Genomic DNA, 12,467 nt, shown 5'->3' on the forward strand with positions numbered 1-12,467 from the left:
CAAAAAATGTTACTAGAACTAGCACAATGGTTAGCACATGATATTCGTGGGTTTAATGTATTTAACTACATTACCTTGCGTGCAGTTTTAGCCACGCTGACTGCTTTATTGATTTCATTGATGGTAGGGCCAACCTTAATTCGTAAATTGACCCAATATAAAGTGGGTCAGGCCGTGCGTGATGATGGACCACAAACGCATTTGATTAAAGCGGGTACACCAACCATGGGTGGCGCATTGATTTTGGTGTCAATCGCGATATCAACTTTGTTATGGGCTGATTTAAGTAATCGATTTGTTTGGGTGGTGCTGTTTACGACACTAGGTTTTGGCATTATTGGCTGGGTGGATGACTGGCGCAAAGTGGTACACCGTAACCCTAAAGGCTTATCAGCTAAAGAGAAGTATTTTTGGCAGTCAGTGGTTGGTTTAAGCGTTGCTGTGTTCTTGCAGCAAACAGCTGTTACACCAGCAGAAACGACCTTGCTGATTCCATTCTTTAAGAATCTAGCCATTCCACTGAGTGGCTTGGCTTTTATTGTGCTGACCTATCTTGTGGTGGTTGGTAGCAGTAATGCAGTGAATCTCACTGATGGTTTAGATGGTTTAGCGATTATGCCAACCGTGATGGTCGCGGGTGCGTTAGCGATTTTTGCGTATGTGACTGGCCACTTATATTTCTCTAAATACTTAAGTATTGCTTACGTGCCAGGCGCAGGTGAATTGACTGTGTTCTGTGCTGCCATGGTGGGCGCGGGCTTAGGCTTCCTTTGGTTTAATGCATATCCGGCTGAGGTATTTATGGGCGATGTTGGCGCGCTTGCATTAGGTGCGGCCCTAGGGATTGTTGCGGTGGTGGTGCGTCAGGAAATCATCTTATTCATTATGGGTGGCGTGTTTGTGATGGAAACTTTGTCGGTAGCAGCACAGGTGACTTATTTTAAATATACCAAGCATAAAACCGGTACGGGTAAGCGCATATTTTTGATGGCGCCGTTGCATCACCATTACGAGCAAAAAGGCTGGAAAGAGACGCAAGTCGTAGTGCGATTCTGGATCATTAGCATGATGTTGGTATTAATTGGTCTTGCCAGTCTGAAAATCAGGTAATTAGTGAAATTAAACATGCAAATTGCGTTAAAAGACAAAAATGTATTAGTGCTTGGCCTCGGCGATACCGGGTTGTCGGCATTGCGCTGGCTAAATAGCCAAGGCGCCTGCTTGTCTGTAGCAGATACTCGTGCAGTGCCGCCTGGGCTGGATACACTGAAAGTGGAGTTGCCTGACGCGATTGTGTATACCGGTGCGTTGAAACCAGCTGTGTTTGACGGTGTGGATTTGGTTGTGATTAGCCCTGGTGTAGCACTGAGTGAGCCTGAAATACAAGCTGCAATTGAGCGTGGTGTGAAGGTGGTGGGGGACGTTGAGTTGTTTGCGCAATATCGTCCAGCCAGTGCTAAGTTGATTGCGATTACAGGAGCTAATGGCAAAACCACAGTGACTACCTTGGTTGGTGAAATGTGCAAGGCTGCTGGTTTAAAGACTATTGTCGCTGGCAACATTGGTTTGCCAGTACTTGATACCTTAAGTATGGAAGCACCAGATGTTTATGTGCTGGAGCTTTCTAGCTTTCAGTTAGAAACAACCAATAGTTTGTTAGCAGATGTAGCCACCATGTTGAATTTATCTGAAGACCATATGGATAGATATGACAGCATGCAAAGTTATGCTGTGGCTAAAGCGCATATTTTTTACCAAGCAAAATTACAGGTATTAAACCGCGATGATGCATGGAGCATGATGATGTCACGCGCTAAGTTGGCACAAGTGACATTTGGCTTAGATGCACCAGAAGATGAACAAAGCTATGGGATTAGACAAGCGGATGGTGAGGCTTGGTTGAGCTATGGCAAGCAAGATTTGATGAATGTTAGCGATCTTAAAATCGCTGGTTTGCATAATGCAAGTAATGCGTTGGCTGCTATGGCACTTTGCCGTGGCATTGGTTTGGAGTTTGCGCCGATTATTCAGACTTTATATAACTTTAAAGGTTTGCCGCACCGTGTGGAGTGGGTCGCCAATATTGATGACGTTGATTATTACGATGACTCAAAAGGCACTAATGTTGGAGCAACCTGCGCAGCCTTATCAGGCTTGTCGCAAAAAGTTGTGTTGATTGCCGGTGGTGATGGCAAGGGGCAAGACTTTTCGCCACTTAAAGAGGCAGTGAGTGCTAACGCACGTGCGGTAGTGTTAATTGGTAGGGATGCGCCGTTAATTGACGCCGAGCTGTTATCAACTAATGTGCCGTTGTATCACGCGGCGGATCTGCCAGAGGCCGTGACGATTGCTAAGAAAATGGCACAAACGGGTGATGCCGTACTGTTATCTCCAGCCTGCGCCAGCTTTGATATGTTTAAAAACTATGTGCACCGCGCAGAAGTGTTTGTGGCAGCAGTGAAGCGTATGGAGCAGGCCATATGATTACCACGATGCTAAACCGTGACCGCATCAACTCCCCTAGCTACGATCAAAGCTTGCTATGGGTGACATTGATTCTGCTAGGGATTGGTTTGGTGATGGTGTATTCAGCATCGATTGCAATTGCTGAGTCAGATAAAGCACTTGGTTATAACAGTAGTTATTACTTGGTACGTCAAACGATATTTTTGATAGTGAGTTTAACTGCTGGGTTTATTGCATTTAACGTACCGATGGCGTGGTGGCAAAAAATGGCGCCGTATTTGTTTTTGTTGGGTTTGGCATTGTTGGTATTAGTGTTGATACCAGGTATTGGCAAGGTAGTGGGTGGCAGTCGCCGTTGGTTGTCATTGTTTGTAATTAACCTACAGCCCTCTGAGTTTATGAAGCTATTCGCCGCCATGTACGTGGCAGATTACACCGTGCGTAAGGCTGCGGTGATGGATAGCTTCACCAAAGGCTTTATGCCGATGCTGTTTGTGATGTTGCTTGTTGGCGGCCTGTTATTAAATGAGCCTGATTTTGGTGCGTTTGCTGTGATTGCCGCAATATCAATCTCCATTTTGTGGTTAGGCGGTATTAACGCAAGAATTTTTGGCGGCTTGATTGTGTTGCTAGTGGTTGGTTTTGTGTTCCTGATTTGGAGCTCACCTTATCGTCTAGAGCGTGTGATTGGCTTTATGGATCCATGGGCAGATCCATATGGTAAAGGATACCAACTCTCACATGCATTAATCGCCTTTGGTCGCGGTGAGTGGTTTGGTGTGGGCTTAGGTGCCAGTGTGGAGAAATTACTTTATCTGCCAGAAGCGCATACAGACTTCTTACTAGCGGTGATTGCTGAAGAATTAGGCTTTATTGGTGTACTAACTGTGATTGGCCTATTTGTATGGATATTAATGCGTGCGTTTGGGATTGCTAAAGAAGCAATTGAAAATGAACGCTACTTCTCAGCTTTGTTGGCACAGGGTTTAGGGGTCTGGATTGGTGTGCAAAGCATTATCAATATGGGTGTGAACATGGGCTTGTTGCCAACCAAAGGGTTGACGCTACCTTTAATGTCGTTCGGTGGTAGTGGCATTTTGGCTAACTGCGTTGCACTTGCCATATTGCTACGTATTGATTTTGAGAACCGTCGACTTCAAAAAGGGCTGCCAGCATGAGTAAGGCAACAACCAAAACTTTGATGGTGATGGCTGGCGGTACTGGTGGACATGTCTATCCTGCTATGGCAGTGGCTGATACGTTGAAAAACGAAGGCTGGAATATCGTTTGGCTGTGTACGCAAGGCGGCATGGAAAACAAACTGATTGCGGACAAAGCTTACGATAAAGCCATGATTACCATGCAAGGTGTGCGTGGCAATGGCCTATTAGGTTGGTTGTTATTGCCAGTGAAGTTGGTAAAAGCATTTAGCCAGAGCTTGAAAGCATTAAACCAGTATCAACCAGATGTGGTGTTAGGCATGGGTGGTTTTGCAGCATTTCCAGGCGGATTGATGGCGAAATTGCAAGGTCTGCCATTGGTGATACATGAGCAGAACTCAGTAGCTGGCTTAACAAATAAAGTATTGGCAAAAGTGGCTACACAGATTTTAGCTGCATTTCCCTCAGCATTTGGACAGAAAGCGCTATTGGTAGGTAATCCTGTACGTGCGGATATTTCAGCGATAGCAGCGCCAGCGCAACGCTTTGCAAACAGAACAGATGCACTAAGGTTGTTGATTGTGGGTGGTAGCTTAGGCGCGCAAGCGTTGAATGAGGTGATTCCGCAAGCATTGGCAAAGTTACCAGCAGACCAACGTCCGCAAGTGGTACACCAAGCTGGCGTGAAGCATATTGAGGTATTGCAAAACAATTATAAGCAAGCAGGCGTTGTCGCAGATGCGCGTGCTTATATCGATGATATGGCAGCCATGTATGCATGGGCGGATTTTGTGATTTGTCGTTCAGGCGCGTTAACCGTGGCTGAGGTTTCAACTGCGGGTTTGGGCTCGCTAATGGTGCCGTTCCCTTTTGCGGTAGACGACCACCAAACAGGCAACGCCCAATACTTAGCAGATGCAGGCGCCACAATATTGGTGCAACAAAAAGAATTGAGTGTAGAGAAATTGACGCAGATATTAAAAGAATTGAATCGTGAAAAATGCCTAGAAATGGCTAAAAAAGCACGCGCATTAGGCAAACCAGAAGCTACCGCCGATGTTGCAAAAATTTGCGTACAAATGGCAGTGCAAGGAGGTGCAGAATGAAACATAAAGTAAAAAATATCCATTTTGTTGGGATAGGCGGCTCAGGCATGAGCGGGATTGCTGAAGTGCTCATTAACTTGGACTTCAACGTCAGTGGTTCGGACTTAGCCTCTAATGCAACGACCAAACGCTTGGTTGCCTTTGGTGCAACGGTTTACCAAGGTCATGAAGCAGGAAATGTGAAAGATGCTGATGTGGTTGTGGTGTCATCTGCGGTAAATGAGGCCAACCCTGAGGTTAAAGCGGCACGAGAGAAAAAAATTCCAGTGGTGCCACGTGCGCTCATGCTGGCGGAACTCATGCGTTTTAAACAGGGCATCGCTGTAGCTGGCACACATGGCAAAACGACCACGACTAGCTTAATCGCCAGTATCTTGGCAGAAGCAGGCATGGATCCAACTTTTGTGATTGGTGGAAAATTAGAAGCAGCCAATGCTAATGCCAAACTGGGAACAGGTGAATATATTGTTGCTGAGGCAGATGAGTCCGATGCTTCATTTTTACACCTAACACCTGTGATGGCAGTGGTCACCAATATTGACCAAGATCACATGGATACCTATGAACACAGCTTTGAAAAACTAAAAAGTGCGTTTGTAGAGTTTTTACAGCAATTGCCGTTCTGGGGCATGGCAGTGGTGTGTGTAGATGATGCCAATATCCGCGAAATACTACCACGCGTGACTAAGCCAGTGATGACCTATGGCTTGAGTGAAGATGCGCGCATCCGTGCTAAGAATGTGCGCGCCGATGATGGCAAGATGCACTTCACTGTACAACGCATTAACGGCGTGACGACTGAGTTTGATGTGACCTTGAATTTACCAGGTAACCATTATGTATTAAACGCGTTGGCCGCGATTGCGATTGCTAGTGAATTGAATGTGCCGGATGCTGCCATCATTAAAGCCTTAAAAGAATTTAAGGGTGTGGGTAGACGTTTTGAGCGCTATGGTGAAGTGCCAGCAATGCCACGTAATGAAGCCAATCATGGCACGTTTACATTGATTGATGATTATGGGCACCATCCTGTAGAGATGCAGGCGGTGATCGCAGCTGCGCGTGGCGCATTCCCAAATAGACGTTTAGTGATGGCATTCCAGCCCCATCGTTATACGCGTACTAGAGATTGTTTTGAAGACTTTGTAAAAGTGCTGTCTAGTGCCGATGTTGTGTTGCTAACAGAGGTGTACTCAGCGGGTGAGGCACCGATTGTTGCAGCCGATGCGCGCTCGCTAATACGGGCGATTCGTGTCGCAGGCAAGGTGGAGCCTTTATTTGTAGAAATGACAGATGAATTGCCACAAGCCATTTTAGATGTTGCACATGCTGATGATGTGGTGATTGTGATGGGGGCGGGTTCGATAGGTCAGGTTGCGTTAAAGACCAAAGAGTTGCAGTTGAATAAGGTATCGCAATCAAAAGGAGTAGCTGCTGCATGACTCAGCACACAGGAAAACTGCTTTTAAATGAGCCATTGGCGCGCTATACCAGTTGGCGCGTCGGAGGACGTGCGGATCAACTTTATATTCCAGCAGATTTGGAAGACTTACGTCATTTTTTACAAAGTCTGGATGAAGCTGAACCAATCTACTTTATAGGTTTGGGATCAAACTTATTGGTACGAGATGGTGGTGTGCGCGGCACGGTAGTGTTGATGCATAACGTGTTAACTACACTACAAATGGATGGCGAAGCTGTCTATGTAGAAGCTGGTGTGACTTGTGCCAAATTAGCAAAATTTTGCGCTAAAGAAGCTAGGCAAGGCGCTGAGTTTTTTGCGGGGATCCCAGGTACTTTAGGTGGCGCACTAGCCATGAACGCAGGCTGTTATGGCAGTGAAACATGGAATGTAGTGAAGCGTGTAACGACGATTAATAAGCGAGGTGAGCTTAACACTCGAGATGCAGCTGAGTTTATTCCGAGCTATCGACATATTGATATGCCAGTGTCAGATGAGTGGTTTGTGGCAGCATGGTTAAGACTAGAGCATGGCGATGCGCAAGAGTCGGCACAGAAAATTAAAGGATTGCTAGCAAAACGTCTTGCCGCTCAGCCATTGAATCAACCAAGCGCTGGTTCTACATTTAGGAATCCCCCGGGTGATTTTGCGGCAAGGCTAATAGAGGCGAGTGGATTAAAAGGCTACATCATTGGTGGTGCGCAAGTGTCTGAAAAGCATGCCAATTTTATTGTCAACATTGGCGGTGCAAATGCTTTGGATATTGAACTGCTGATTCAGCACATGCGAGAAACTGTACTAGAAAAACAAGGGGTTGCACTTCAACAAGAAGTTAAAGTGCTAGGCGAATTAGAGGTAAGAGAATAATGCAGGGTTTTGGAAAAGTAGCAGTGTTGTTAGGTGGTAAGTCTGGCGAACGTGAAGTTTCGCTTAAAAGTGGCGCGGCTGTGCTTGCAGCATTGCAAAGACAAGGGGTTGATGCCCATGCGTTCGACCCTGCCACAAGACCATTACACGATTTAGAGTCATTTGATTTAGCCATGATTTCATTGCATGGGCGTTTTGGTGAAGATGGTGCGATGCAAGGGGCTTTGGAGTTATTAGGTATTCCATACACGGGTAGTGGTGTGATGGCATCCGCGATTGGTATGGATAAATGGCGCACCAAAATGATGTGGTCAGCAGCTGGGGTGAGCACTCCAGCATTTGAAGTAGTGACTGCAGATTCAGATTTTGACGCGATTGAAAAAAAACTAGGTTTACCTTTGTTTGTAAAACCAGCCAATGAAGGCTCCAGCATTGGCATTAGTAAAGTAAAGCAGGCCGGTGGCCTTAAAGCGGCATATGAGTTAGCAGCTAAGTCTGACCCCTTAGTAATTGCTGAGCAATTTGTTGGCGGTGGTGAATACACCGTAGGTATTTTGGGTAATCAAGCACTCCCGATTGTGCGCATAGTGCCAAAAAATGAATTTTATGATTTTGAAGCTAAATACTTGCGCGATGACACAGAGTACAGATGTCCATCTGGCTTGAGTGCAGAAAAAGAAGCACTTATCCAGCAAGAGGCATTGCTTGCATTTAATACGATAGGTTGCCAAGGCTGGGGGCGTGTAGATTTTTTAATGGATGAGGCAGGTAAGCACTACTTTTTAGAGGTGAACACTAGCCCAGGGATGACAGATCATAGTTTGGTACCAATGGCAGCGAAAGCCGCTGGTATTAGCTTTGATGAGTTAGTGGTGAAGGTGTTGAGGTTGGCGCATGTGGGATAGGCCTGCATTACTCAACTGGATAGCAAACCTACTGTACGCATTAAGTATGGTGGCGGTGTTATATGCAGTGGTGTATGTAGTCGTGCATTTGCCGATTTTTCCACTTCGAGAAGTGAAGGTGGATGGAGAGCTGCGCCATGTAAGCCGTGAGCAGGTGAAACTGATTGTAGCAAAGCATTTAAAAGGCAATTTTTTTACGCTGGATTTAATTAATGCACGTGATGCGTTTGAAAAATTACCATGGGCCCGCAACGTAAGTGTGCGTCGTCGCTGGCCAGATAAATTGGAAGTAGTGATTGAAGAGCATCAAGCGCTTGCACGTTGGGGTAACACTGCATTGGTGAATAAGCAAGGAGAGCTATTTCATGCGGCTTCTAGTAGTGATTTGCCAGTATTTTATGGCCCAGACAATGGCGTGATTGAAGTGGCATCGCAATATGATGCTTTAAGCCAAGTGTTGAAAACCGCTAAGTTAGAAGTAGCTACGTTAGCGCTAACACCTAGACGCGCATGGCAGATTACAACAACCAACGGCATCGTGCTTGAACTGGGTCGAGTGGAGATGCAAGCAAGGCTAGAGAAGTTTGCCAATATTTATAGCAGTACATTGGTTGGCTTGAATAAAAAAATTGCATATGTGGATTTGCGTTATCCGAGTGGATTTGCGGTGCGCAGGCCCACCGAGGCGATTAGTACAGAAAAAGAAAAAGTTGCGAGTGTAGCAAGTGACCATCAAGCAACAGATATTGCCAGCAAAAAGACGGCTGACATAAAAGGTATTAAAAGCGAAGCAATAAAAAAACGCACGGGAACCGTGACCTAATTCACGGAAGGGATGAAGAATGAGCAGAATAAAAGAAGATAAGAATTTGATTGTAGGCTTGGATATCGGCACATCTAAAATTGTGGCGATTGTTGCCGAGTTGCAGCCAGAAGGTACCTTAAAGGTGATTGGCTTAGGCCAGCATATTTCACGCGGTCTTAAAAAAGGCGTGGTCGTGAATATTGAATCTACGATGCAATCTATTCAGCGAGCTCTAGAAGAAGCTGAGCTGATGGCTGACTGCAAAATCAATAATGTCTATACCGGCATTGCAGGCAGCCATATCAAGAGCCTTAACTCACACGGTATGGTCAAGATTAAAGATGCTGAAGTCTCTCAAATGGATGTAGACCGTGTGATTGAAACCGCGCGCGCGATTGCATTGCCAGCAGACCAGCAAATTTTGCATATTCTCACTCAAGAATTCATTATCGACGGCCAAGAAGACGTGCGCGAGCCATTAGGCATGAGCGGCATGAAGTTAGAAGTAAAAGTGCATATCGTGACTGGTGCCGTCGCTGCCGCCCAGAATATTGTGAAATGCATTAAGCGCTGCGGTATTGAAGTGAGTGATTTGATCTTACAGCCTTTGGCTTCAAGTCTTGCAGTGCTGACAGAAGATGAAAAAGAGCTAGGTGTTTGTTTGGTTGATATTGGTGGCGGTACTACCGATATCGCAGTATTCAAACAAGGGGCAATTCGCCATACCGCTGTGGTGCCAATCGCTGGCGACCAAATGACAAATGATGTGGCGGTTGCTTTCCGCACACCAACACAATCAGCAGAAGATATCAAGATTAAGCACGGTTGTGCATTACGCCAACTAGCAGACCCACGTGAAGTGGTGGAAGTGCCAGGCGTAGATGGTCGTGATCCACGTCAGTTATCAGTGCAAACCTTAGCTGAGGTGCTAGAGCCAAGAGTAGTAGAGCTTTATGAGCTAGTGTTGAATGAGTTACGCCGTAGTGGCATGGAAGACATGATTGCATCAGGCATCGTCATCACTGGTGGTTCAGCGATGATGCGCGGCATGGTGGAGTTGGGTGAAGAAATATTCCATATGCCTGTACGTTTAGGCATGCCACGTTATGTCGGTGGCTTATCTGAAGTGGTGAGCAATCCGCGCTACGCGACAGGTGTGGGTCTAGTATTAATGGGTAAGCAACAGCTAGAACGCCATTTAACTGGACAAATGGAATCAAGTTCATTTGGACGAATTTTAGAAAGAATGAAGAGTTGGTTCCAAGGTAATTTCTAAAAGTTACCTTAGTAACAAGTAGTTTTTAAGTAGTCGTAAGTGTTTAGCAGTGAAAAGTAGTAAGGCAGAAGTAACAGTTAAAGTGAACGCTAAAAAGAGGAGGCAGTAAAATGTTTGAGATTATGGAAAAAAATTCGCAAGAAGCCGTGATTAAGGTCATTGGTGTTGGTGGTTGCGGCGGCAACGCAGTTGCGCACATGATTGAAAAAAATGTGGGTGGCGTTGAATTTATTTGCGCGAATACTGATATGCAAGCTTTGAAAAAGAGCCAAGCAAAAACAGTATTGCAAATTGGCGAGGCAATGACACGCGGCTTGGGCGCAGGTGCAAAACCTGAAGTAGGTCGTGAAGCTGCATTAGAAGACCGCGACGCAATTGCAGAGCTGATTGAGGGTGCTGATATGCTGTTTATCACTGCAGGTATGGGTGGCGGTACAGGTACAGGTGCTGCACCAGTGATTGCACAAATCGCTAAAGAAATGGGTATCTTAACGGTTGCAGTGGTGACTAAACCTTTTGCATTCGAAGGAAAACGCACTAAAGTCGCATCTGATGGTCTAGATGAATTATCAAAGTATGTAGATTCACTGATTGTGATTCCTAACGAAAAATTGATGGAAGTATTAGGCGAGGACGTACCGTTCCTGGAAGCATTTAGGGCGGCTAACGATGTATTGCACAATGCGGTATCAGGCATTGCCGAAATCATTAATTGTGCAGGTATGGTGAACGTTGACTTTGCTGACGTACGCACTGTAATGTCTGAAATGGGTATGGCAATGATGGGTTCTGCACTTGCAACAGGCCCAGATCGTGCGCGTATCGCGGCTGAGCAAGCGGTGGCAAGTCCATTGCTTGAAGATGTCAACTTAGCAAATGCGCGTGGCGTTTTAGTGAACATCACCACTTCAAGTGCTTTCAAAATGAAAGAGTACTACGATGTGATGAACACGATTAAAGCATTCACAGCAGAAGATGCAACCGTGATTGTAGGTAATGTTTTTGACGACAGCATGGGTGATGGTTTACGCGTCACCATGGTGGCAACAGGTTTGACAGGCGCACAACGCCGTCAGCAAAAACCAGAGTTGCGTGTGATGCCACAACAAGTAGTACGTGATGGCACCACTAACCAACCGATTTTTGTTGGTAACGCAAACATCACTACTGATGATGAAGCGCCAGCAGTGTTTGGTTCAAATAGCCGTCGTGCGCAAGTTGAAGCAATGAAAATGTCAGGGGTTGAAGAATATGACATCCCGGCATTTTTACGTAAACAAGCTGACTAATTAACATCGCACTAAGGGTTAATGCTGATAGGGCAATGTAGCCAGCGAAATGCTGTCGCCTTGAATTATGTTATTATTTAATTGATTCGTAAGGCAAATAGTTAGGCTTTAAATGTTGGCTAGTGTGCTGTACAGAAACTTAGAGAATGGAAATTGATTAGGCATGTTAAAGCAACGTACACTTAAAAAAGCGATAAGCGCCACAGGCGTTGGGTTGCACAATGGCGAAAAGGTTACTCTTACCCTCCGCCCAGCTGCACCTAATACTGGTATTGTTTTCAAACGGGTTGATCTGCCTCAACCTAATGAAATCTTGGCAACTCCTGGCGTAGTGCATGACACAAGAATGTGTTCTGCGCTAGAGTCCAATGGCGCACGCGTTGCAACAGTTGAGCATGTGATGTCTGCACTTGCTGGTTTGGGTGTCGACAATGTGTATGTAGAGGTTGATGCTTCTGAAATTCCAATTATGGACGGAAGCTCAGGCCCTTTTGTATTTTTATTGCAAGAAGCGGGTATCGTTGAACAAGCGGCCGCTAAAAAATTCATACGGATTAAAAAGACGGTAGAGGTCAAAGAAGGTGATAAATGGGTCAGGTTTGAGCCTTATCACGGCTTTAAAATTGACTTTACGATTAATTTTAACCATCCTGTATTCGAGCATTCTGGCAACAATGTCAAAATAGATTTTGCTGCCGATTCTTATATCAAAGAAATCAGTCGTGCACGTACATTTGGCTTTATGCACGAGGTTGAATATTTACGCTCCAATGGTTTAGCGCGCGGTGGAAGTTTAGATAACGCGATTGTGTTGGATGAGTACCGTGTATTGAATGATGATGGTTTGCGTTACGACGACGAATTTGTTAAACATAAAGTGTTAGATGCGATTGGTGATTTGTATATGTTAGGCCATCCAATATTAGGGGCTTTCTATGCTTATAAGTCAGGTCATTCATTAAATAATCAATTGTTGCGTGCACTCATGCAAGATGAAACTGCTTGGGAATATACAACTTTTGAAAAGCAAGAAGATGCTCCAGCAACCTTCTTGTCTCAGCCTGCACAATTGCAGGCAAACCCTGTGTATTAAAATCGTTAGACAAAAGTCACTGCGCTTAAACAGTCAAG

At 45.4% G+C, this 12,467-nt stretch carries 11 protein-coding genes; all 11 read left to right on the forward strand.

Features of this window, described 5'->3' with window-relative positions:
• The first annotated feature begins 6 nt into the window (after window positions 1-6).
• The gene (gene mraY, locus A391_RS0103160; protein ID WP_019897276.1) at window positions 7-1,110 is read left to right on the forward strand and encodes a phospho-N-acetylmuramoyl-pentapeptide-transferase; all 1,104 of its coding nucleotides are present in this window, start codon (window positions 7-9) and stop codon (window positions 1,108-1,110) included.
• Between the two features lie 15 nt (window positions 1,111-1,125).
• On the forward strand, window positions 1,126-2,484 hold the full coding sequence (murD, locus tag A391_RS0103165) for a UDP-N-acetylmuramoyl-L-alanine--D-glutamate ligase (RefSeq protein ID WP_019897277.1): 1,359 nt from the start codon (window positions 1,126-1,128) through the stop codon (window positions 2,482-2,484).
• The gene (gene ftsW, locus A391_RS0103170; protein WP_019897278.1) at window positions 2,481-3,644 is read left to right on the forward strand and encodes a putative lipid II flippase FtsW; all 1,164 of its coding nucleotides are present in this window, start codon (window positions 2,481-2,483) and stop codon (window positions 3,642-3,644) included. Before murD ends, ftsW begins: the two co-directional genes overlap by 4 nt.
• Window positions 3,641-4,732 carry an undecaprenyldiphospho-muramoylpentapeptide beta-N-acetylglucosaminyltransferase gene (gene murG, locus A391_RS0103175; protein ID WP_019897279.1) on the forward strand — a complete coding sequence of 364 codons (1,092 nt, stop codon included), beginning with the start codon at window positions 3,641-3,643 and terminating at the stop codon, window positions 4,730-4,732. The genes ftsW and murG overlap by 4 nt, the downstream gene beginning before the upstream one ends.
• A complete protein-coding gene (murC, locus tag A391_RS0103180; RefSeq protein WP_019897280.1) occupies window positions 4,729-6,174 on the forward strand; it encodes a UDP-N-acetylmuramate--L-alanine ligase in 1,446 nt (481 codons plus the stop codon). The genes murG and murC overlap by 4 nt, the downstream gene beginning before the upstream one ends.
• Window positions 6,171-7,061, forward strand: a complete 891-nt coding sequence (murB, locus tag A391_RS0103185) for a UDP-N-acetylmuramate dehydrogenase (protein WP_019897281.1) — start codon at window positions 6,171-6,173, stop codon at window positions 7,059-7,061. The genes murC and murB overlap by 4 nt, the downstream gene beginning before the upstream one ends.
• Window positions 7,061-7,966, forward strand: a complete 906-nt coding sequence (locus tag A391_RS0103190; protein WP_019897282.1) for a D-alanine--D-alanine ligase — start codon at window positions 7,061-7,063, stop codon at window positions 7,964-7,966. Before murB ends, A391_RS0103190 begins: the two co-directional genes overlap by 1 nt.
• On the forward strand, window positions 7,956-8,789 hold the full coding sequence (locus A391_RS0103195; protein ID WP_019897283.1) for a cell division protein FtsQ/DivIB: 834 nt from the start codon (window positions 7,956-7,958) through the stop codon (window positions 8,787-8,789). The genes A391_RS0103190 and A391_RS0103195 overlap by 11 nt, the downstream gene beginning before the upstream one ends.
• Window positions 8,790-8,808: 19 nt before the next feature.
• Window positions 8,809-10,047 carry a cell division protein FtsA gene (gene ftsA, locus A391_RS0103200; protein WP_019897284.1) on the forward strand — a complete coding sequence of 413 codons (1,239 nt, stop codon included), beginning with the start codon at window positions 8,809-8,811 and terminating at the stop codon, window positions 10,045-10,047.
• A 110-nt stretch (window positions 10,048-10,157) separates the two neighbouring features.
• Window positions 10,158-11,336 (forward strand): cell division protein FtsZ, encoded by a 1,179-nt coding sequence (gene ftsZ / locus A391_RS0103205; protein ID WP_019897285.1) that lies wholly within the window; start codon window positions 10,158-10,160, stop codon window positions 11,334-11,336.
• Window positions 11,337-11,499: 163 nt separating this feature from the next.
• On the forward strand, window positions 11,500-12,429 hold the full coding sequence (lpxC, locus tag A391_RS0103210; RefSeq protein WP_019897287.1) for a UDP-3-O-acyl-N-acetylglucosamine deacetylase: 930 nt from the start codon (window positions 11,500-11,502) through the stop codon (window positions 12,427-12,429).
• Window positions 12,430-12,467 lie beyond the last annotated feature (38 nt).

The organism is Methylotenera mobilis 13, from assembly GCF_000384255.1.
In the GTDB taxonomy this organism is placed as follows: domain Bacteria; phylum Pseudomonadota; class Gammaproteobacteria; order Burkholderiales; family Methylophilaceae; genus Methylotenera; species Methylotenera mobilis_B.

Excerpts from the sequence above, each read along its gene's own strand:
- mraY (WP_019897276.1), top strand. The coding sequence starts at position 7 with ATGTTACTAGAACTAGCACAATGGTTAGCACATGATATTCGTGGGTTT.
- murD (WP_019897277.1), top strand. The coding sequence starts at position 1,126 with ATGCAAATTGCGTTAAAAGACAAAAATGTATTAGTGCTTGGCCTCGGC.
- ftsW (WP_019897278.1), top strand. The coding sequence starts at position 2,481 with ATGATTACCACGATGCTAAACCGTGACCGCATCAACTCCCCTAGCTAC.
- murG (WP_019897279.1), top strand. The coding sequence starts at position 3,641 with ATGAGTAAGGCAACAACCAAAACTTTGATGGTGATGGCTGGCGGTACT.
- murC (WP_019897280.1), top strand. The coding sequence starts at position 4,729 with ATGAAACATAAAGTAAAAAATATCCATTTTGTTGGGATAGGCGGCTCA.
- murB (WP_019897281.1), top strand. The coding sequence starts at position 6,171 with ATGACTCAGCACACAGGAAAACTGCTTTTAAATGAGCCATTGGCGCGC.
- A391_RS0103190 (WP_019897282.1), top strand. The coding sequence starts at position 7,061 with ATGCAGGGTTTTGGAAAAGTAGCAGTGTTGTTAGGTGGTAAGTCTGGC.
- A391_RS0103195 (WP_019897283.1), top strand. The coding sequence starts at position 7,956 with ATGTGGGATAGGCCTGCATTACTCAACTGGATAGCAAACCTACTGTAC.
- ftsA (WP_019897284.1), top strand. The coding sequence starts at position 8,809 with ATGAGCAGAATAAAAGAAGATAAGAATTTGATTGTAGGCTTGGATATC.
- ftsZ (WP_019897285.1), top strand. The coding sequence starts at position 10,158 with ATGTTTGAGATTATGGAAAAAAATTCGCAAGAAGCCGTGATTAAGGTC.
- lpxC (WP_019897287.1), top strand. The coding sequence starts at position 11,500 with ATGTTAAAGCAACGTACACTTAAAAAAGCGATAAGCGCCACAGGCGTT.